This window comes from Pseudomonas zhanjiangensis, assembly GCF_041027545.1.
Taxonomy (GTDB): Bacteria; Pseudomonadota; Gammaproteobacteria; order Pseudomonadales; family Pseudomonadaceae; genus Aquipseudomonas; species Aquipseudomonas zhanjiangensis.
Genome location: NZ_JBFTEG010000004.1, coordinates 1 through 18,448 on the forward strand (window position 1 = coordinate 1; position 18,448 = coordinate 18,448).

Genomic DNA, 18,448 nt, shown 5'->3' on the forward strand with positions numbered 1-18,448 from the left:
TCCTCGTCAGCGGGAGGCGAATTCTACAGCGTTTCAATCCGCTGTCAACCGCCCTTTTCATCCGCTTTCGATCACCTCGATCGAAGCGCCAACAGGATCAAACCACCACCCCGTCAGCCCGGCGCATTCTACACAGCTTTTCGCTGCTTCAACAGCTCTTTTCGAACATAACCAATTGATCTACAAAAGGTTTTCCGAAAGGCCTGCGCCGGAAGTGGTGCGCATTATAGGCACCACAAGGAAGCGGTCAAGCTTTATTCCGGCTTTAGCGTGATTTTTGCAAAAGCCTTCTTGCCAGCCTGACAGACATGGGTAGCCCCAAGCTTGAAAACGAAAGCACGGTCCACCACAGCGCCATCGACACGCACACCGCCGGAGCCCAGCAAATCACGAGCCATTGCGGCATTCTTAACCAGTCCGGCCCGATTCAGCAGTGCCGCAATAGGCATATCCTCGATAGCCTCCAGCTGCACTTCCGGCAGATCCTCGGGCAACTCGCCCTCTTTCATTCTATTGCCCGCCGAACGATGCGCACTGGCAGCCGCTTCTTCACCATGGAACCTGGCGACGATCTCTTCAGCCAATTTTATCTTGATATCCCGCGGATTCGCGCCAGCCTCTACGTCAGCCTTGAACTGCTCAATCTCTTCCATGGAGCGGAAGCTGAGCAATTCGAAATAGCGCCACATCAACACATCAGGAATGGAGACCAGCTTGCCATACATGACACCCGGCGACTCCTGGATGCCTACATAATTGCCCAATGACTTGGACATCTTCTTGACACCATCCAACCCCTCGAGCAGCGGCATGGTGACAATGCACTGCGACGCCTGGCCGTACGAGCGCTGAAGCTCTCGCCCCATCAGCAGGTTGAATTTTTGATCGGTTCCACCCAGCTCGACATCGGCCTGCAGGGCCACCGAGTCGTACCCCTGAACCAAGGGGTAGAGGAACTCATGGATGGCAATCGGCTGATTGGTCGAGTAACGCTTGTTGAAGTCGTCACGCTCAAGCATCCGCGCGACTGTGTACTGCGAGGCAAGACGGATGAAATCAGCTGGTGTCAGCCTATCCATCCAGGTTGAGTTGAATGCGACCTCGGTTTTTGCCGGATCGAGAATCTTGAACACCTGAGCCTTGTAGGTCTCGGCATTCTCCAGCACCTGCTCACGAGTCAGCGGCGGACGCGTGGCAGTCTTGCCACTCGGATCACCGATCATCCCGGTGAAGTCACCGATCAGAAAGACAACCTGATGCCCCAACTCCTGAAACTGGCGCAGCTTATTAATAAGCACCGTATGCCCAAGATGAAGGTCCGGCGCCGTCGGATCGAAGCCCGCCTTGATCCGCAATGGCTGACCGCGCTTGAGCTTTTCAACCAGCTCGGACTCAACCAGTACCTCTTCCGCACCGCGCTTGATCAGCGCCAGCTGCTCTTCAACCGACTTCATGACAGGACTCACGACCACTCGAACCAAAAGGGAACCAACCATACAAGATCGCGGACAAATGACAAGTTTTGCCCTTCCCTAGCGCCTAGCAAGCCTTCAAGGGTTGCCTCGTAGACCATTTGGTTATATTTTATACAATTGCCTTATATTCATATTTACCTTCATTTCATTTTCACCTCTTCAAAGTCAAAAGCCGCCTATGACCAGCACACGAAAATCGCCGCCTCCGTACCCTAAAAGTCACATCCTGGCGGCGAGCGGCATTGCTGCGCTCCTCAGCCTAGCCCTGCTGGTGTTCCCGTCACGGGAAGTGGAAGCCAAGAAGACCTACCTGACACTCGAGCTCGACGGCGACGCCGAACTGGTGCAGGCACAGCCGGGTGAAGCGGACCCACTAGCGCTGGCCCAAGATCAAAGCTCGTCGCCCTTCGCCAAGATTGAGACTCAACCTGACGCCAGCCAGACCGGTATCGCACAACCCAAGCTCGAGCGCTCGGACACCACCCAAACTGTCGACGCCCCAACCGAGCAGGTCGTCAGAGTGGCCAACGGCGACACCCTGTCGACGGTGTTCGCCAAAGTGGGCCTGTCCGCCAACGACCTGCATGAGGCACTTAACAGCAGCAAGGAAGCCAAACAGCTCGGTCGCCTCAAAGTTGGCCAGGAATTGCACTTTCGCCTCGACCGCGACGGCCAGCTGGAAAGCTTGAGCAGCAAGCTCAGCGACTTGGAGAGCGTTAGCCTGACCAAGAGCGACAAGGGCTATACCTTCAAGCGCGACCTGGTGAAACCGGAAGTCAGATCGGCCTATGCCCATGGCGTCATCAACAGCTCGCTCTTTTTGTCCGCCAAGCGTGCGGGGCTTTCGCATAGCCTGACCATGGACCTGGCCAACATATTCGGCTACGACATCGACTTTGCGCTGGATATTCGCGAAGGCGACGAGTTCGAGCTGATCTACGAAGAAAAAGTCGTCAACGGCAAACCGGTTGGAACCGGCAATATCCTTTCCGCTCGCTTCACCAACCGCGGCAAGACTTTCACCGCTGTCCGCTATACCAACAAGCAGGGCAGTAGCAGCTACTACAGCGCCGACGGGACCAGCATGCGCAAGGCGTTCATTCGCACGCCGGTCGATTTCGCCCGTATCAGTTCCCGCTTCTCCAATGGCCGCCGCCATCCGATCCTGAACAAGATTCGGGCCCACAAGGGTGTTGATTACGCGGCCCCGCGCGGCACACCGATCAAGGCGGCAGGGGATGGCAAGATCGCCCTTGCAGGCCGCAAAGGCGGCTATGGCAACACCGTGGTTTTGCAACACGGCAGCCGCTATCGAACCCTCTATGCTCATATGCAGGGCTTTGCCAAAGGCATCCGCACCGGCGGCACGGTAAAACAGGGACAGATCATCGGTTATATCGGCACTACCGGCCTGTCCACCGGACCGCACCTGCATTATGAGTTCCAGGTCAACGGCACTCACGTTGACCCCTTGAGCCAGAAGTTGCCGATGGCAGATCCCATCGCCAGCAGCGAGAAGGCTCGCTTCCTGCAGCTCAGCAAGCCGCTGATGGCCCGCATGGACCAGGAACGCTCGACCCAGCTCGCCCTCAACAAGCGCTGATCCAGATGCCGCACTACCTCGGCGTGATGTCTGGCACCAGCCTGGATGGGCTGGACATCGCCCTGATCGAGCAGAACGGCAGCACCACGCTGCTCGCCACCCATTACCTGCCCATGCCCGCCGACCTGCGCGCAGAACTACTGGGGTTATGCGCCCCAGGCCCCGACGAGCTAGCGCGGGCGGCCATGGCCGAGCAGCGCTGGGTGCGACTAGCAGCCCAAGGCATTGCCACGCTGCTGCAGCAACAGAGCCTGAGCCCCGCGCAGATCCGGGCGATTGGCAGTCACGGCCAGACCGTGCGCCACGAGCCCACACAGGGCTTCACCATCCAGATTGGCAATCCGGCCCTGCTCGCCGAATTGACCGGTATCAGCGTGATCAGCGACTTCCGCCGCCGCGACATGGCGGCGGGCGGGCAAGGTGCGCCTCTGGTGCCGGCCTTTCATGAAGCCCTGTTTAATAACCCGCCCCGACGGCGCGCAGTGCTAAACGTCGGCGGCTTCAGCAACCTCAGCCTGCTCCAACCGGGGCAACCCGTCCATGGCTTCGATTGCGGACCCGGCAACGTGCTGCTCGACGCATGGATCCAGCGCCAGCGCGGAGAAGACTATGACCGTGACGGCGCATGGGCCGCCAGCGGTCAGGTCCAGTCCCGGCTACTTCGAACGCTGATGATTGACCCCTTCTTTCACAATCAAGGGCCCAAGAGCACTGGGCGCGAGCTGTTCAATCTCGAGTGGCTGGATCGAAAGCTGATCGACCTCCCCGACTATGCGCCAGCGGATGTCCAGGCGACTCTTCTGGAGTTGACCGCCACCAGCATCGTCGCCTCGCTGCAACAGGCACAGCGCGATACCGAAGAGTTGCTGGTGTGTGGTGGCGGCGCCCACAACCAGGCATTAATGACGCGCCTGGGCGAACTCTTGCCCGGCTGCCGGGTCAGCAGCACGCAAGCCTATGGCGTTCCCGCCGACTGGGTCGAGGCCATGGCATTCGCCTGGCTGGCGCATTGCTGCCTGGAGGGCATCGCCGCCAACCGCCCAAGCGTGACCGGTGCCCGCGGCCCGCGGGTGCTTGGGGCCATCTACCCGGCCTGACCCGCCAACTCGCAAAGTGCAGATACGACAACGCCGCGCATTGGCGCGGCGTCTACTGGCGTCACTGAAGCGGAATCAGATCGAGAACGACGAGCCGCAGCCGCAGGTAGTCGTGGCGTTCGGGTTCTTGATTACGAAGCGCGAACCTTCCAGCCCCTCCTGATAGTCCACCTCGGCGCCAGCCAGGTACTGGAAACTCATGGGGTCGACAACCAGGCTCACCCCTTCGCGCTCGACGATGGTGTCATCGTCGGCGACCTCTTCATCGAAGGTGAAGCCATACTGGAACCCCGAGCAGCCGCCCCCGGTCACGAATACACGCAACTTCAGACGGGGGTTACCCTCTTCATCGACCAGGCTCTTCACCTTGTTCGCCGCGCCCTGCGTGAACTGCAAAGCTGTGGGGGTGAAGGTTTCGACGCTCATGCTGACTATCTCCCGGCGCCAAGCGCCATACTGCGTTGAGGCCCTGCATTATCCGCTTACCCTAGAAAAGCGGTCAACTATTGTCCGACGGCGCGGCATTCAAAACATCCGGCAGTTCCAAGGGACGCGCGTCGTCTTTCAAATGACACAAACGCCCTTCGATCTGCGCGCCCATGGCCATTTCCATCAGCCCGTAGTAGAGATTGCCGCGTACACGAGCCCGCGCGCCCAACTCGAGGTGTTCGGCAGCATGCACATCGCCTATCACTTCGCCGTCGATCACCACGTGCGAGGCACGGATCTCACCCTCGACCTGCCCTTCCATACTGACCCTGACCATGCCGTCGCTGGTCAGCACATTGCCATTGATCCGGCCATCGATTTGAACGGCTCCGAGGAAACGCAAGTCACCATTGAGCACCCCCCCGGCCGCGATCAGGCTGGTCTTGCCGCTGAAGCGCTGCAGGTTGGTTTTACTTTTGTCTTTACTCCACATGGGCAATCGTCACTCTGCGTCGATCCATTTGAATGTGCGCTCGAGCGGCTTCTCGCCTTTGACCTCGGCACGCACCCTGACCTGACGAGGCGAAAAGCCCTCAGGCAACATCAGTTCGGCGAAGCGTCCTGCTTCCGGAATCGCCTGGAAGTGCTTGAAGGCGAAGGGGATTGCCTGTTCGCGCGCCCCATCAGCATCGCCTTGGGCCAAGCTCGCCAACTCCAGGCTGACCTCCTTGCCTCCCTGACGGCCCTCTACCGTTACCCGCAACTGGCCCGCCAACGGCTGGTCGTCCTTGCCGACCCGACTGAGGAGTATCTTGTAGCGGAAAACGCCTTTAATATCCGTGGCCTGCAGCTCAAAGGTACGAATACGCAAGCCCTCGCGACGACTGGCCGGGGCCAGCACCCCCTTGTAGAAGGCCAGATCCTGCTGCTGCTTGAATATCTGCTCTTCCAGCAGTTTGATCGCCAGGCGGTTCTGCTCATTGGCCTGCTGGGCAACCGTCTCACCACTACTGACCACCGCCAGACGCTGGCGCAGTCGATCGATTTCCTGTTCCTGCTCGAGCACCAGACCACTCAGCCTCTGGTACTCCGCCAGATCGGCCTGGCTACTGCGCGCCTGCCACCAGCTGCCGGCATAGAATGCCGCGGGAACGGCCAGAATCAGCAGCAGCAGGACAGCACGCAGCCGTCCGGCCCGCCGAGAGTCCCGCGGCCGGACCTCCCAGCCACTCATCAGGGCAACAGGGCCGCGTGCGACAGGCCGAGCTGCTCGTCGAGGCCGAAGAGGATATTCATGTTCTGCAACGCCTGGCCCGAGGCGCCCTTGACCAGGTTGTCGATCACCGACAGCACCACCACCAGGTCCCCGCCCTGCGGCCGGTGCACGGCGATACGGCAGACGTTGGCACCACGCACGCTGCGCGTTTCCGGATGACTGCCGGCCGGCATCACATCGACGAAGGGCTCGCTGGCATAGCGCTGCTCGAACAAAGCCTGCAGGTCGACTGACTGGTCCGCCACGTTCGCATACAGGGTCGCGTGGATACCGCGGATCATCGGCGTCAGGTGCGGCACGAAGGTCAAGCCCACTTCACCGCCGGCCGCACGACGCAAGCCCTGACGAATCTCCGGCAAATGGCGGTGACCGGCAACGCCGTATGCCTTCATGCTTTCACCGGCCTCGCTGAACAAGGAACCGACACTGGCGCCACGGCCGGCGCCACTGACCCCCGACTTGCAATCGGCGATCAGCTGCGTGGCGTCGGCCAGGCCCGCCTCCAGCAGCGGAACCAGGCCCAGCTGCGCCGCCGTCGGGTAGCAGCCCGGCACGGCGATCAAACGCGCCTGCTTGATTGCCTCGCGGTTGACTTCCGGCAGGCCGTATACCGCCTCCGGCAGCAGATCGGGCGCACCATGCGGCTGGCCATACCACTTGGCCCACTCCGTGGCGTCCTGCAGGCGGAAGTCGGCGGACAGGTCGATCACCTTGGTACCGGCCGCCAGCAGGTCGCCGGCCAGGGCATGGGCTACACCGTGGGGCGTGGCGAAGAAGACCACATCGCACGCCCCCAGGGTGGCGACATCGGGCTCGCTGAAGGCGAGATCCGGATAATGGCCACGCAGGTTCGGGTACATGGCGTCGACGCGCACCCCCGCCTCGGAGCGCGAAGTGATGACCGCCACCTGTGCTTGCGGATGTTGCGCCAGCAGGCGCAGCAGTTCGACACCGGTGTAGCCCGTGCCACCGACAATACCGACCTTGACCATCACGTGCCCCTTGCAGAAACCATTGGAGAATTGCCGATGATAAAGCCGCATCGGCCAGGGGCCAACCGCCAGTGATGACGAATGAGGGGCTGGCCACTACTATCGAGGCACTTAAATTTCCTTGGGGTCGGACAATGCTCTATCCGTGGCTCAAAGCCCTGCACATCATTTCCATGGTCTGCTGGTTCGCCGGGCTGTTCTACCTGCCGCGCCTGTTCGTCTACCACGCCATGAGTGGCGACCAAGTCAGTCACGATCGCTTCTGCGTGATGGAGCGCAAGCTGTACCGCGGCATCATGCAGCCATCGATGCTCGCCACCCTGGCATTCGGCATCGGGTTGATCAGCCTCAACCCGAGCTATTACTTCAGCCAGGGCTGGCTGCACGCCAAGCTCGCCCTGGTCATCCTGCTGATCGGCTACCACCTCATGTGCGGCGCCCAACTCAAGCGCTTCGCCCGTGGCGAGAACCAACGCAGCCATGTGTTCTACCGCTGGTTCAACGAGGCACCGGTGCTGCTGTTGCTGGCCATCGTCATCCTGGTGGTCGTGCGCCCGTTCTGATTACCCCAGCCCCCGAAGGTACCGCCATGTCCCTGCCCGCCCTGCTCCAACGACGCCTGCGCCTGCCGGTGGTTGCCGCCCCCATGTTCCTGGTCTCCAACCCGCAGCTGGTGCTGGCCTGCTGCCGTAACGGCATCGTCGGCAGTTTCCCGGCGCTCAACCAGCGCGAGAGCAGCGGCTTCCGAGACTGGCTCGCGGAAATCGAGGCCGGGCTCGATGAGCAGTCGGCGCCCCATGCGGTCAACCTGATCGTGCATGGCAGCAATCCGCGCTTGCAGGCCGACCTGGCGATCTGCGTCGAGCGACGCGTGCCCATCGTCATCACCAGCCTGGGAGCGGTCAAGGAGGTGGTCGATGCGGTACACAGCTACGGCGGCCTGGTGTTTCACGACGTGACCACCCGTCGCCATGCGGAAAAGGCCGCCGAGGCCGGCGTCGACGGGCTGATCGCGGTGGCTGCCGGTGCCGGCGGTCATGCCGGGACCTGGAGCCCCTTCGCTCTGATTGCAGAGATTCGTCAGTTCTTCGACAAGACCCTGCTGCTTTCCGGCTGCCTCAATCACGGCCATGAGATTCTCGCCGCGCAGTTGCTCGGCGCCGACCTGGCCTACCTCGGCACCCGCTTCATCGCCACCCGGGAAAGCGCCGCACCGCAGCCCTACAAGGAGATGATCGTTGGCGCCCACGCCGCCGATATCATCCACACCCCGGCGGTTTCCGGAGTGCCGGCCAGCTTCATGCGCCAGAGCCTGGAGCTGGCCGGCTACGATCTGCAGCAGTTGCAGAACAAGGGCGAGATCAACTACGGCGAGAAGCTCAAGCCGGTCAGCGACGAGGCCAAGGCCTGGAAGACCGTCTGGTCGGCCGGCCAGGGCGTCGGCGAGATCGATGACCTGCCGACCGTCGCCGAACTGGTGGCGCGCCTCGACCGCGAATACCGTGCCGCCCACCAGCGGGCGCAACAGCTGCCGTCTGTGCTTGCGCGCTGAAACACCACCGGCCTGGCGACGTCACCTGCCTGCACCTGCCGCCTGACGGCGCACCGCGGGCTGTGAACCAGAACCGTTTTGTCTGCCCGGCGGCTTGTTCACCGGCCCGCAGGACGGCTAGGCTGTGCAGATCTCCTCCAATTGCGCCGACAAGGAAGCTCGCATGACCCAAGCCCGATTCAAGATCGTCTTCGCTGGCGAACTGATGCCCGAAGTGGCACTGGAGACCGCCAAGGACAACCTCGCCCGCCTGTTCAAGAGCGACCCCAGCCGGATCGACCAATTGTTCAGCGGCAGTAACATCGCGATCAAGCGCGACCTGCACGAGCACGAGGCCGATCAGTACCTGGCCGCACTGCAGCGGGCCGGCGCCAAGGCGCGCAAGGAACCCGAGGCCGGTGCCGGCCTGAGCCTGGTGGACAGCGAGGACCATCCCCCCGCCAACACCGCCGCGCCAACGGCAGATCCAGCCACGATGATCTGTCCCAAGTGCGACCACGCGCAGGCCAAGGGCCCGGAGTGCGTGGCCTGCGGGATCATTATCGACAAGTTTCTCGCCCGCCAGGCTCAGCAGCCGTCGCTCACCGTCAGCACAACAACACCGCAGGCAGCCGGCGCGGCCAACAGCCCCTATGCATCACCCCAGTCGGCGGTCGGGGAAGTGCTGCCTGAGTTCGGCGAGCTGGAGGTATTCAGTATCGAGGGACGGATCGGCCGCCTGCGCTACCTGGCCTGGTCGCTGGTCCTGATGCTCGCGGGCCTGGCGCTGCTCGGCGTAGCGAGCATGGGCTTGGCCATCTCCCAGATAGTCGGCGGCATCTTGCTGGCCTTGGTCGTCATCGGCATGGTCGTGGTCAGCGTCCAGATAGCCGCCCAGCGCCTGCACGACATCGGCTGGTCCGCCTGGCTCTGGCTGCTCAACCTGGTGCCGGTGGTTGGCGGGGTATTCGCCCTGCTGCTGCTGGTAGTGCCCGGCGATAGCGGTGCCAACCGCTTCGGTCCGCCGCCGCCGCCCAACAGCCGTGCGGTCAAGCTGCTGGCCTGGCTCTGGCTACTGGTACCGGTGCTCGGCATCGTCGCCGCCATCACCATTCCGGCCTATCAGGACTACATGACCCGCGCCGGCCTCTGAGCCGGCGCAACCTTCTCCAGCGCATGAGGTCCAACCGCCCCCATCACGGAGAACCCCATGCCCCACTATGCCTTGATAACCGGCGCTTCCAGCGGCATCGGCCTGGCTCTGGCCGAGGCCCTGGCGCGGCGCGGACGCCCACTGATTCTGGTGGCCCGGCGCCGCCAGGCCCTGGAAAGCATTGCCTGCGAGCTGAGCCAGCGCTTCGGCGTGGAGGTGCTGTTCCGCGTCTGCGACCTCAGCCAACCGCTACAGGTGTCGGGCTTGCTGCATGAACTGGAGCAGAACGAGTGGCCGATCGACCTGCTGGTGAACAATGCCGGCGTCGGCACCTGCGGCGCCTTCGTCGCCCAGGACTGGCGTCGCGAGCAGCAGCTGATCGAGCTGAACATCCTCGCCCTCGCCCGCCTCTGCCACGCCATCGGCAACGTCATGGCCGGCCAGGGCAACGGTCATATCCTCAACGTCGCCTCGCTGGCCGCGTTCCTGCCGGGACCCTGGATGAGCAGCTACTACGCCAGCAAGGCTTATGTGCTGCACTTCTCCGAGGGGCTGCGCGAAGAGCTCAGGGAGCATGGGGTCAGCGTCTCGGTGCTCTGCCCCGGCCCGACCCGCAGCGCCTTCTTCCGCGCCGCGCAGATGGACGACGGCCCGCTGCAAGGTGGCAAGAGGATGATGAGCGCCGAGGAAGTCGCCCTGATTACCGTGCGCGCGCTGGAGAGCAAGTGCGCACTGATCATCCCCGGCTGGCGCAATCGACTGATCGCACTGGTGCCACGGCTGCTCCCACGCTGGCTGACGCGACGACTGGCCGGGCGGCTCAATCGGCGCGTCATGGCCAACGGCTAGCGCGCCCCTGCCTCAGCCGTTGGCATCGACCGCGCGGCCGCTGGCCCAGGCCCGCAGGGCATTGACCTGTTCGGCCATCACCACCGACAGCGGCGCGGTGCTCTGGATGGCCCGCACCAGCAAGCCCTGATCGACCGCCTGCTGCTGCGCCTGGCCGGCATAGAGCGCGCTGACCACCACCTGCTCGATTTCCGCCCCGGAGAAACCGCCGCTGGCCGCCGCCAGCAGCGCCAGGTCGAAGCCCTCCGGCTGCAGTTCGCGGCGCGCCAGGTGAATGCGAAAGATCTCCGCTCGAACGGCGGCGTCCGGCAGGTCAACGAAGAACAGTTCGTCGAACCGCCCCTTGCGCACCAGCTCGGGCGGCAGGCGCTCAATCACATTGGCGGTCGCCACCATGAATACCGGCGCCTTGCGCTCGGCCATCCAGGTCAGCAGGGTGCCGAGCACGCGCTGGCTGACCCCGCCGTCGTGCTCGCCGCTGGCCAGGCCCTTCTCGATCTCGTCCATCCACAGCACGCAGGGCGCCATCTGTTCGGCGAGCCGCAGGGCTTCGCGCAGGTTGCGTTCGGTCTCGCCGAAAAACTTGTTGTACAGACTGGCAAAATCCAGGCGCAGCAGCGGCAAGCCCCACAGCCCGGCCACCGCCTTGGCCGCCAGGCTCTTGCCGCCGCCCTGCACGCCGACCAGCAGCACGCCCTTGGGCAGGTCGCCGCCCTTGGCTTCGAGGAATACGCCTTGGCGCTCGCCCAGCCAGCGCTTGAGGTTGGCCAGGCCGCCGACTTCGGCGAAACGCGCCGTGTCGTACTCGAAGCTCAGCACGCCCTCCAGGTCGAGCAACTGGAACTTGGTCTTGTTCAGTTCGGGCAGGTCTTCCTGGGTGATCGCGCCATCATCGCAGATCACATTGCGCGCCAGGATTCGCGCTTCGCCATGGCTCAGGCCGCGCAGGTTCTTCACCACCTGCTGCAGGGTGCGGTTATCGGTGCGCACTCGAGCGTTGCGATTGCGCTCGCTCCAGCGCGCGGCTTCCTCGCGAACGATCGCCAGCAGTTCGTCCTCGGACGGCAAGGCCAGGCTGAAACGGGCCGCGTAACGCTGCACCTCGGGCGGCAGTCGGCAGGCGTGGGAAACCAGGACCAGGGTCGGCTTGTGCGAGCCGGCCCCCATGGCGATCTCCTTGAGCAGGCGCACCAGGGTCGGGTTGTCGTCGAGGTACGGATGCAGGTCACAGAGCACATAGAGATTCGGCTGCACATCGGCCTTGATCAGGCGCAGCGCCGCCTCCGGCTCGCAGCTGGCGCCCTGCTCCGGTTCGCCGCCAAAGCCCAGGCGCTGCAGGCCCTCGGTCACGGCCCAGGTATACAGGCCGAGGCCACGCTTGACCGCCAGACCGCTGAGGGTCTCCAGCACACGCGGCTCGTCCCAGGACTCGATCAGGATCAGCTTGACCCTGGAGTCGAGCACCAGGCCCAGATCATGGATGTCGTTCTTCACACCTGCTCCTTGTGTACTGGTCGGGGCACATGGCCGCCGCTAAACTCGAGGCCTCACTCAACAGGCCGGGAGACTGTCCATGGACTGTCTGTTTTGCAAGATCGTCGCCGGTGAAATACCCGCGCGCAAGCTTTATGAGGACGACCAGGTAGTCGCCTTTCACGATATCGGCCCCCAGGCCCCGGTGCATTTCCTGGTGATTCCGAAACGGCATATCCGCACCCTGAACGACCTGGGCGAGGAGGACAAGAACCTGGTCGGCCATATCGCCTTCACCGCCCAGCGCCTGGCCAGGGAGCTGGGCTGCGAAGAGGGCTTTCGCCTGGTGATGAACTGCAACGAGCAGGGTGGCCAGACGGTCTACCACATTCACATGCATGTGCTCGGTCAGCGCCAGATGCACTGGCCGCCGGGCTGAGTGCAGCGCTGCAGCGAGCTGACCCCGATCAAGCCCCTGAACGAGGATTGCGCTAGACTGGCGCGCATTGTTTTCGCCGGAGGTACCCCATGGCCAGTGGACGCCATTATTCACCCGTCGACCGCCTGTTCCTGCAGGCAGATGCGGCGCTGCGCACCCTGCTGCCCTTCAGTGGTCAGCCTGGTCGGCCATCGCCAGCCATCGTCCAGGCCGAGGCGGAACTGGACGAGCAGGACGCCCGGCATGTCGCCGGCCTGATGCGCATCAATCACACCGGCGAAGTCTGCGCTCAGGCGCTGTACCAGGGCCAGGCCCTGACCGCCCGGCTGCCGGATGTGCGCGCCGCCATGGAACACGCCGCCGACGAGGAAGTCGACCACCTGGCCTGGTGCGAACAGCGCATCCGTCAGCTCGGCAGCCATCCCAGCGTGCTCAATCCGCTGTTCTACGGCCTGTCGTTCGGCGTTGGCGCGGTAGCCGGCCTGATCAGCGACAAGGTCAGCCTCGGCTTCGTCGCCGCCACCGAGGATCAGGTGGTCAAGCACCTCGACGACCACCTGCAACAGATCCCGGCGAAGGACGAGAAGTCGCGGGCGATCCTCGAGCAGATGCGCATCGACGAACAGCAGCACGCCACCAGCGCCCTGGAAGCAGGCGGCCTGCGCTTCCCGGCGCCGGTGAAGTTCGGCATGAACCTGCTGTCCAAGGTCATGACCAAGAGCGCCTATCGCCTGTGAGCGCACACGCAACGAACAAGGGCGCCAGCGGCGCCCTTGTTCGTTGTACGCCGGCGATCGCCGCCTGCCATCAGCCCAGCTCGACGATCTCGTAATCGTGGCTGATCTCCACGCCGCCACGGCCGAGCATGATCGAGGCCGAGCAGTATTTCTCCGCCGACAGCTCAACCGCGCGCTTGACCTGGGCCTCCTTCAGGCCGCGTCCCTTGACCACGAAATGCAGGTGGATCTTGGTGAACACCTTGGGCTCCTCGCTGGCGCGTTCGGCTTCGAGGAACGCCTCGCAGCTCTCTACCGCCTGTCGGGATTTCTTCAGGATGCTGACCACGTCGAAGTTGCTGCAGCCGCCCAGACCGATCAACACCATCTCCATGGGGCGCACACCCAGGTTGCGTCCGCCGCTCTCCGGCGGGCCATCCATCACCACCGCATGGCCGCTGCCCGACTCGCCGAGAAACAGGGCTTCGCCGGCCCACTGAATGCGCGCTTTCATTACCAAGCCTCCGCTGTTAAAAAGGGACGCAGCTTAGCACAGGGGGTTTGCCCGCCCGCCATACGGCCATGGACGCAAGAGTTCCCTGGCCAGATGTTAGGTAGGTCGCAAAATCCGCCCAGACCCGGTCACGTTTGTTAAGCTGGCGCCGGATTACTGGCACACTTGCGCCAGATAACTAATAAGAAATTGCCTGTCAGACAAAGGCTTACCTTTTTATCTTCGGGACTCGGGCATGGTCGCAATTACCCTTACACCTAAAATCAAGAATCTCGACAAACTCCTCGCACACTGTCACCGCCGCCGTTATACGGCGAAAAGCACCATCATCTATGCCGGGGACCGCTGCGAAAGCCTGTTCTTCATCGTCAAGGGCTCGGTCACCATCCTGATCGAAGACGACGACGGTCGCGAGATGATCATCGCCTACCTCAACCCCGGCGACTTCTTCGGCGAGATGGGCCTGTTCGAAAAGGACGGCACCGAGAAGGAGCGCAGCGCCTGGGTCCGGGCGAAGACCGAATGCGAAGTGGCCGAACTCAGCTATGCCAAGTTCCGCGAGCTGACCCAGCAGGACCCGGACATCCTCTACGCCCTCGGCAGCCAGATGGCCGAGCGTCTGCGCAATACCACACGCAAGGTCGGCGACCTCGCGTTCCTCGACGTCACCGGGCGGGTCGCCCGCACCCTGCTCGACCTGTGCAAACAACCGGACGCCATGACCCACCCGGACGGCATGCAGATCAAGATCACCCGCCAGGAAATCGGCCGCATCGTCGGCTGCTCGCGGGAGATGGTCGGCCGCGTGCTCAAGGCCCTGGAAGAGCAGGGCCTGGTCCACGTCAAGGGCAAGACCATGGTGGTGTTCGGCACCCGCTGAGCCGATAGGCATAAAAAAGCCGGCGCATGCGCCGGCTTTTTTATGCCTGGACGGCCTCAGTCCACATCCGCCCGACTGACCGGTCGCTTGCGCTCGGGAAAGAACAGCCGCTCCAGCTCCACGCCGGGATTTTCCGCGCGCATGAAGGCCTCGCCGACCAGGAAGGCGTAGACCTCGCTGATCTCCATCAGCTCGACATCGGCACGGTTGAGAATGCCGCTCTCGGTCACCACCAGGCGGTCGCGGGGAATCCGCGGCAACAGGTCCAGGGTGGTTTCCAGGCTGACCTCGAAAGTGTGCAGGTTGCGATTGTTGATCCCGACCAGCGGCGTATCCAGGGTCTTCAGCGCGCGCTCCAGCTCATCGCCATCGTGCACCTCCACCAGCACATCCAGGTCGAAGGCCTTGGCGGTTGCCGCCAGCTCGGCCATCTGCGCGTCGCTCAGCGCCGAGACGATCAGCAACACGCAGTCGGCGCCCAGGGCACGCGCCTCGACGATCTGGTAAGGATCGATCATGAAATCCTTGCGGATCACCGGCAGCGAACAGGCACTGCGGGCCTCCTGCAGATAGGCGTCGCTGCCCTGGAAGAAGTCCACGTCGGTCAGCACCGACAGGCAGGTGGCGCCGCCGGCCTGATAGCTGCGGGCAATGTCGGCCGGGACGAAGTCCTCGCGCAGCACGCCCTTGCTCGGCGAGGCCTTCTTGATCTCGGCGATCACCGCCGGCTGCTTGCACTTGGCCTGGGCCAGCAGCGCCTCGGCGAAGCCGCGGGTTGCATCGGCGTTGCGCGCCTGGCGCTCGACCTCGTCCAGGCTGACCTGGGCACGACGAGTCGCAACCTCCTCGGCTTTGCGGGCGAGAATCTTCTCCAGAACGGTAGGAATGCTCACCCTTCATTCTCCTGCTTGAATACGGCGGTGAAGGACACCAGATCCTGCAGCTTCTCCCAGGCCAGGCCGGTATGCAGGGCGTCGTGGGCCAGCTCCATGCCTTGCCTGAGGCTGCTGGCCTGATCGGCGGCATAGAGCGCGGCGCCGGCGTTGAGCACGATCATGTCGACCGCCTTAAGGCCAGCTTCGGTCTGGCGCCTGCCGAGGGCATCGCGGATCAGCTCCAGCGACTGCGCCGCGCCCTCGACGGTCAGACCGATCAGGCTCTGGCTCTTGATGCCGAAGTCTTCCGGCTGGATGCGGTACTCGCTGACCACGCCGTCCTTGAGTTCGGCGACATGGGTCGGCGCGGCCAGGCTGATTTCGTCCAGGCCGTCCTGGGCATGAACCACCAGCACGTGCTGGCTGCCCAGACGCTGCAGCACCTCGGCCATCGGCCGGCACAGCGCCTGGCTGAACACGCCGATCACCTGGTGCTTGACCCCGGCCGGGTTGGTCATCGGGCCGAGCATGTTGAAGATGGTGCGCAGGCCCAGCTCGCGACGGGGGCCGATGGCGTATTTCATCGCACCATGGTGGGAGGGGGCGAACATGAAGCCGACACCGACGCTCTCGACACAGCGCGCCACCTGCTCGGGAGTCAGGTTGAGGTAGACGCCGGCGGCTTCCAGCAGGTCGGCACTGCCGCTCTTGCCGGAGACCGCGCGGTTACCGTGCTTGGCCACCCTGCCGCCGGCCGCCGCGACCACGAAGGCCGCCGCGGTGGAGACATTGAAGATGTTCATGCCATCGCCGCCGGTACCGCAGGTGTCGACCAGACGCTCGGCGTTGATCCGCACTGGAGAGGCCAGCTCACGCATGATCTGCGCCGCGCCGACGATCTCGTCGATGGTTTCGCTCTTCATGCGCAGGCCCATGAGGAAGGCGCCGATCTGCGCGTCGCTGCACTGGCCGGTCATGATCTCGCGCATCACGTCCTGCATTTCCTCGGTGGACAGGTCGAGCTGGCCGACGATCCGGTTAAGCGCTTCCTTGATGTTCATCCGCGCACGCCTCCGTGTTGTTTGAGGAAGTTGGCAAAGAGCTCGTGGCCCTGCTCGGTGAGAATGGATTCGGGGTGGAACTGCACGCCCTCGATGTTCAGGGTCTTGTGCCGCAGGCCCATGATCTCGTCGACCGTGCCGTCTTCCAGCTGGGTCCAGGCGGTGATCTCCAGGCAGTCCGGCAGGGTTTCGCGCTTGACCACCAGGGAATGATAGCGGGTTACGGTCAGGGGCATGTTGAGGCCGGCGAACACGCCCTTGTCCGCATGGAACACCGGGCTGGTCTTGCCGTGCATCACCTGGCGCGCGCGCACCACGTCGCCGCCGAAGGCCTGGCCGATGCTCTGATGCCCCAGGCAGACGCCGAGGATCGGCAGCTTGCCGGCAAAGTGCTTGATCACCTCGAGAGACACCCCGGCCTCGGTCGGCGTGCAGGGGCCGGGCGAGACCACGATGCGCTCGGGATTCAGCGCGGCGATCTCGGCGACGCTCAGTTCGTCGTTGCGAATCACGTGGACATCGGCACCCAGCTCGCCCAGGTACTGCACCACGTTGTAGGTAAAGGAGTCGTAGTTATCGATCATCAGCAGCATGGCGGGACTCCCTTATTCTGTAGTCTGTTCGGCGAGGGCCACGGCCCGGAACATGGCGCGGCGCTTGTTAAGCGTCTCTTCCCACTCCAGCGCGGGCACCGAGTCGGCGACGATGCCGGCGCCGGCCTGCACGTGCAGCTCACCGTCCTTGATCACCGCGGTGCGGATGGCGATCGCCGTGTCCATGTTGCCGTTCCACGCCAGGTAACCGACGGCGCCGCCGTAGACCCCGCGCTTGACCGGTTCCAGCTCGTCGATGATCTCCATGGCGCGGATCTTCGGCGCGCCGGACAGGGTGCCGGCCGGCAGGATGGCGCGCAGCGCGTCCATGGCACTGAGCCCCTCGTGCAGATGGCCGGTGACGTTGGAAACGATGTGCATGACGTTGGAGTAGCGCTCGATCACCATCTTCTCGGTGAGCTTGACGCTGCCGGTGCTGGAGACCCGGCCGACGTCGTTGCGCCCCAGGTCGATCAGCATCAGGTGCTCGGCCAACTCCTTGGCGTCGGACAGCAGGTCCTCTTCCAAAGCCAGGTCGGCCTCCTCGTTGGCGCCGCGCGGGCGGGTGCCGGCGATCGGTCGCACCGTCACCAGGTTGTCCTCGACCCGCACCAGCACCTCCGGCGAGCTGCCCACCACATGGAAGTCGCCGAAGTTGAAGAAGTACATGTAAGGCGTCGGGTTGATGCAGCGCAACGCCCGGTACAGATCGATGGGCGCGGCCTGGAACGGGATCGACATGCGCTGGGAAATCACCACCTGCATGCAGTCGCCGGCCAGGATGTATTCCTTGATCGCCGCCACCGCCTGCTCGTAGTCGTCACGACTGAAGCTGGAGCGGAAGGCCGGCTCCTCGCCGGGCGGCGCGTTGAGATCGACGCCCAGGCGCGGGGTGATCGGCTGGCGCAGCTTGCGCAGGATTTCCTGCAGGCGCGCCTGGCCCTGATCGAAGGCATCGGCCTCGGCCGGATCGGCCAGAACGATGGCGTGCATCTTGCCGGCCAGGTTGTCGAACACCACCACGGCGTCGGAGACCATCAGCAGGATATCCGGGGTGCCCAGCGGATCGGGGTTGACCCCGGCGGCCAGTTTGGGCTCGACGTAACGCACGCTGTCGTAGCCGAAATAGCCGACCAGGCCGCCGTTGAAGCGCGGCAGTCCGGCCAGGGTCGGCACCTGGTAGCGTTCCTTGAACTGCTCGACGAAGGCCAGCGGGTCGACGCACTCGTGGCGCTCGACCTCGACGCCGTCGACGCTGATGCTGACCTGATGACCATAGGCACGCAGCACGGTGCGCGCCGGCAGGCCGATGATCGAGTAGCGGCCCCACTTCTCGCCGCCCTGGACCGACTCGAGCAGGTAGGTGTTGGCCTCGTCGGCCAGTTTCAGGTAGATCGACAGCGGCGTGTCGAAGTCGACCAGGGTTTCGCAGGCAACAGGAATGCGGTTATAGCCGGCAGCGGCCAAACACAGGAATTCTTCGCGGGTCATG

20 protein-coding genes and 1 pseudogene are annotated in these 18,448 nt (G+C 63.8%); 10 read left to right on the forward strand and 11 right to left on the reverse strand.

Going from position 1 to position 18,448, the window contains the following annotated elements:
• Positions 1-274 (forward strand): annotated as a pseudogene (locus AB5S05_RS06990) (hypothetical protein); the annotation flags it as partial.
• On the opposite strand, the gene tyrS reads toward AB5S05_RS06990, so the two are convergent.
• Positions 255-1,454 carry a tyrosine--tRNA ligase gene (gene tyrS, locus AB5S05_RS06995; protein ID WP_369286783.1) on the reverse strand — a complete coding sequence of 400 codons (1,200 nt, stop codon included), beginning with the start codon at positions 1,452-1,454 and terminating at the stop codon, positions 255-257. The pseudogene AB5S05_RS06990 and the gene tyrS sit on opposite strands and share 20 nt — an antisense overlap.
• Before the next feature lie 199 nt (positions 1,455-1,653).
• Here tyrS and AB5S05_RS07000 point away from each other — a divergent pair, with 199 nt between their 5' ends.
• Both AB5S05_RS07000 and AB5S05_RS07005 read left to right on the forward strand, forming a co-directional pair.
• Entirely contained in the window at positions 1,654-3,078 is a 1,425-nt protein-coding gene (locus tag AB5S05_RS07000; RefSeq protein ID WP_369286784.1) for a peptidoglycan DD-metalloendopeptidase family protein, read from the forward strand.
• Between the two features lie 5 nt (positions 3,079-3,083).
• Positions 3,084-4,175, forward strand: coding sequence for an anhydro-N-acetylmuramic acid kinase (locus tag AB5S05_RS07005; protein WP_369286785.1), 1,092 nt, complete (start codon positions 3,084-3,086; stop codon positions 4,173-4,175).
• A gap of 75 nt (positions 4,176-4,250) precedes the next feature.
• Here the strand turns inward: AB5S05_RS07005 and erpA are convergent, their stop codons facing one another.
• The 4 genes from erpA to argC form a co-directional block, all read right to left on the reverse strand.
• On the reverse strand, positions 4,251-4,601 hold the full coding sequence (gene erpA / locus AB5S05_RS07010) for an iron-sulfur cluster insertion protein ErpA (RefSeq protein WP_369286786.1): 351 nt from the start codon (positions 4,599-4,601) through the stop codon (positions 4,251-4,253).
• 73 nt (positions 4,602-4,674) lie between these two features.
• Positions 4,675-5,097: a bactofilin family protein gene (locus AB5S05_RS07015; RefSeq protein WP_369286787.1), complete on the reverse strand. Its 423-nt coding sequence runs from the start codon at positions 5,095-5,097 to the stop codon at positions 4,675-4,677.
• A gap of 9 nt (positions 5,098-5,106) precedes the next feature.
• Entirely contained in the window at positions 5,107-5,670 is a 564-nt protein-coding gene (locus AB5S05_RS07020; RefSeq protein ID WP_369286788.1) for a DUF6776 family protein, read from the reverse strand.
• A 167-nt stretch (positions 5,671-5,837) separates the two neighbouring features.
• Positions 5,838-6,872 carry an N-acetyl-gamma-glutamyl-phosphate reductase gene (gene argC, locus AB5S05_RS07025; protein WP_369286789.1) on the reverse strand — a complete coding sequence of 345 codons (1,035 nt, stop codon included), beginning with the start codon at positions 6,870-6,872 and terminating at the stop codon, positions 5,838-5,840.
• 134 nt (positions 6,873-7,006) lie between these two features.
• Between argC and hemJ the strand changes: the two genes are divergently transcribed.
• From hemJ to AB5S05_RS07045, 4 genes are all read left to right on the forward strand, one after another.
• Positions 7,007-7,435, forward strand: a complete 429-nt coding sequence (gene hemJ, locus AB5S05_RS07030) for a protoporphyrinogen oxidase HemJ (protein WP_369286790.1) — start codon at positions 7,007-7,009, stop codon at positions 7,433-7,435.
• Between the two features lie 26 nt (positions 7,436-7,461).
• On the forward strand, positions 7,462-8,424 hold the full coding sequence (locus AB5S05_RS07035; RefSeq protein ID WP_369286791.1) for an NAD(P)H-dependent flavin oxidoreductase: 963 nt from the start codon (positions 7,462-7,464) through the stop codon (positions 8,422-8,424).
• A 163-nt stretch (positions 8,425-8,587) separates the two neighbouring features.
• Positions 8,588-9,556 (forward strand): DUF805 domain-containing protein, encoded by a 969-nt coding sequence (locus AB5S05_RS07040; RefSeq protein WP_369286792.1) that lies wholly within the window; start codon positions 8,588-8,590, stop codon positions 9,554-9,556.
• 57 nt (positions 9,557-9,613) lie between these two features.
• Positions 9,614-10,405 carry an SDR family NAD(P)-dependent oxidoreductase gene (locus AB5S05_RS07045; RefSeq protein WP_369286793.1) on the forward strand — a complete coding sequence of 264 codons (792 nt, stop codon included), beginning with the start codon at positions 9,614-9,616 and terminating at the stop codon, positions 10,403-10,405.
• Between the two features lie 12 nt (positions 10,406-10,417).
• Here AB5S05_RS07045 and AB5S05_RS07050 read toward each other — a convergent pair whose 3' ends face one another.
• Positions 10,418-11,899 carry an AAA family ATPase gene (locus AB5S05_RS07050; protein WP_369286794.1) on the reverse strand — a complete coding sequence of 494 codons (1,482 nt, stop codon included), beginning with the start codon at positions 11,897-11,899 and terminating at the stop codon, positions 10,418-10,420.
• A gap of 79 nt (positions 11,900-11,978) precedes the next feature.
• On the opposite strand from AB5S05_RS07050, the gene AB5S05_RS07055 reads away from it, so the two are divergent.
• Positions 11,979-12,317 carry a histidine triad nucleotide-binding protein gene (locus tag AB5S05_RS07055; RefSeq protein ID WP_369286795.1) on the forward strand — a complete coding sequence of 113 codons (339 nt, stop codon included), beginning with the start codon at positions 11,979-11,981 and terminating at the stop codon, positions 12,315-12,317.
• Between the two features lie 89 nt (positions 12,318-12,406).
• Positions 12,407-13,054 carry a 2-polyprenyl-3-methyl-6-methoxy-1,4-benzoquinone monooxygenase gene (gene coq7, locus AB5S05_RS07060; protein ID WP_369286796.1) on the forward strand — a complete coding sequence of 216 codons (648 nt, stop codon included), beginning with the start codon at positions 12,407-12,409 and terminating at the stop codon, positions 13,052-13,054.
• Between the two features lie 70 nt (positions 13,055-13,124).
• On the opposite strand, the gene AB5S05_RS07065 is transcribed toward coq7, so the two are convergent.
• Positions 13,125-13,547, reverse strand: a complete 423-nt coding sequence (locus tag AB5S05_RS07065; protein WP_369286797.1) for an OsmC family protein — start codon at positions 13,545-13,547, stop codon at positions 13,125-13,127.
• Between the two features lie 235 nt (positions 13,548-13,782).
• Here AB5S05_RS07065 and crp point away from each other — a divergent pair, with 235 nt between their 5' ends.
• The gene (gene crp / locus AB5S05_RS07070) at positions 13,783-14,427 is read left to right on the forward strand and encodes a cAMP-activated global transcriptional regulator CRP (RefSeq protein ID WP_369286798.1); all 645 of its coding nucleotides are present in this window, start codon (positions 13,783-13,785) and stop codon (positions 14,425-14,427) included.
• 56 nt (positions 14,428-14,483) lie between these two features.
• Here crp and trpC read toward each other — a convergent pair whose 3' ends face one another.
• From trpC to trpE, 4 genes are read right to left on the reverse strand one after another with little or no spacing between them, the layout of a single operon-like run.
• Positions 14,484-15,320 carry an indole-3-glycerol phosphate synthase TrpC gene (gene trpC, locus AB5S05_RS07075; protein ID WP_369286799.1) on the reverse strand — a complete coding sequence of 279 codons (837 nt, stop codon included), beginning with the start codon at positions 15,318-15,320 and terminating at the stop codon, positions 14,484-14,486.
• Positions 15,317-16,363, reverse strand: coding sequence for an anthranilate phosphoribosyltransferase (gene trpD / locus AB5S05_RS07080; RefSeq protein ID WP_369286800.1), 1,047 nt, complete (start codon positions 16,361-16,363; stop codon positions 15,317-15,319). Before trpD ends, trpC begins: the two co-directional genes overlap by 4 nt.
• On the reverse strand, positions 16,360-16,956 hold the full coding sequence (locus AB5S05_RS07085) for an aminodeoxychorismate/anthranilate synthase component II (protein WP_369286801.1): 597 nt from the start codon (positions 16,954-16,956) through the stop codon (positions 16,360-16,362). The genes trpD and AB5S05_RS07085 overlap by 4 nt, the downstream gene beginning before the upstream one ends.
• A gap of 12 nt (positions 16,957-16,968) precedes the next feature.
• Positions 16,969-18,447: an anthranilate synthase component I gene (gene trpE / locus AB5S05_RS07090; RefSeq protein WP_369286802.1), complete on the reverse strand. Its 1,479-nt coding sequence runs from the start codon at positions 18,445-18,447 to the stop codon at positions 16,969-16,971.
• Between the last annotated feature and the right edge of the window lies 1 nt (position 18,448).

Coding starts and splice junctions, on each gene's coding strand:
- tyrS (WP_369286783.1), bottom strand. CDS start 1,454: ATGAAGTCGGTTGAAGAGCAGCTGGCGCTGATCAAGCGCGGTGCGGAA.
- AB5S05_RS07000 (WP_369286784.1), top strand. CDS start 1,654: ATGACCAGCACACGAAAATCGCCGCCTCCGTACCCTAAAAGTCACATC.
- AB5S05_RS07005 (WP_369286785.1), top strand. CDS start 3,084: ATGCCGCACTACCTCGGCGTGATGTCTGGCACCAGCCTGGATGGGCTG.
- erpA (WP_369286786.1), bottom strand. CDS start 4,601: ATGAGCGTCGAAACCTTCACCCCCACAGCTTTGCAGTTCACGCAGGGC.
- AB5S05_RS07015 (WP_369286787.1), bottom strand. CDS start 5,097: ATGTGGAGTAAAGACAAAAGTAAAACCAACCTGCAGCGCTTCAGCGGC.
- argC (WP_369286789.1), bottom strand. CDS start 6,872: ATGGTCAAGGTCGGTATTGTCGGTGGCACGGGCTACACCGGTGTCGAA.
- hemJ (WP_369286790.1), top strand. CDS start 7,007: ATGCTCTATCCGTGGCTCAAAGCCCTGCACATCATTTCCATGGTCTGC.
- AB5S05_RS07035 (WP_369286791.1), top strand. CDS start 7,462: ATGTCCCTGCCCGCCCTGCTCCAACGACGCCTGCGCCTGCCGGTGGTT.
- AB5S05_RS07040 (WP_369286792.1), top strand. CDS start 8,588: ATGACCCAAGCCCGATTCAAGATCGTCTTCGCTGGCGAACTGATGCCC.
- AB5S05_RS07045 (WP_369286793.1), top strand. CDS start 9,614: ATGCCCCACTATGCCTTGATAACCGGCGCTTCCAGCGGCATCGGCCTG.
- AB5S05_RS07055 (WP_369286795.1), top strand. CDS start 11,979: ATGGACTGTCTGTTTTGCAAGATCGTCGCCGGTGAAATACCCGCGCGC.
- coq7 (WP_369286796.1), top strand. CDS start 12,407: ATGGCCAGTGGACGCCATTATTCACCCGTCGACCGCCTGTTCCTGCAG.
- AB5S05_RS07065 (WP_369286797.1), bottom strand. CDS start 13,547: ATGAAAGCGCGCATTCAGTGGGCCGGCGAAGCCCTGTTTCTCGGCGAG.
- crp (WP_369286798.1), top strand. CDS start 13,783: ATGGTCGCAATTACCCTTACACCTAAAATCAAGAATCTCGACAAACTC.
- trpD (WP_369286800.1), bottom strand. CDS start 16,363: ATGAACATCAAGGAAGCGCTTAACCGGATCGTCGGCCAGCTCGACCTG.
- AB5S05_RS07085 (WP_369286801.1), bottom strand. CDS start 16,956: ATGCTGCTGATGATCGATAACTACGACTCCTTTACCTACAACGTGGTG.
- trpE (WP_369286802.1), bottom strand. CDS start 18,447: ATGACCCGCGAAGAATTCCTGTGTTTGGCCGCTGCCGGCTATAACCGC.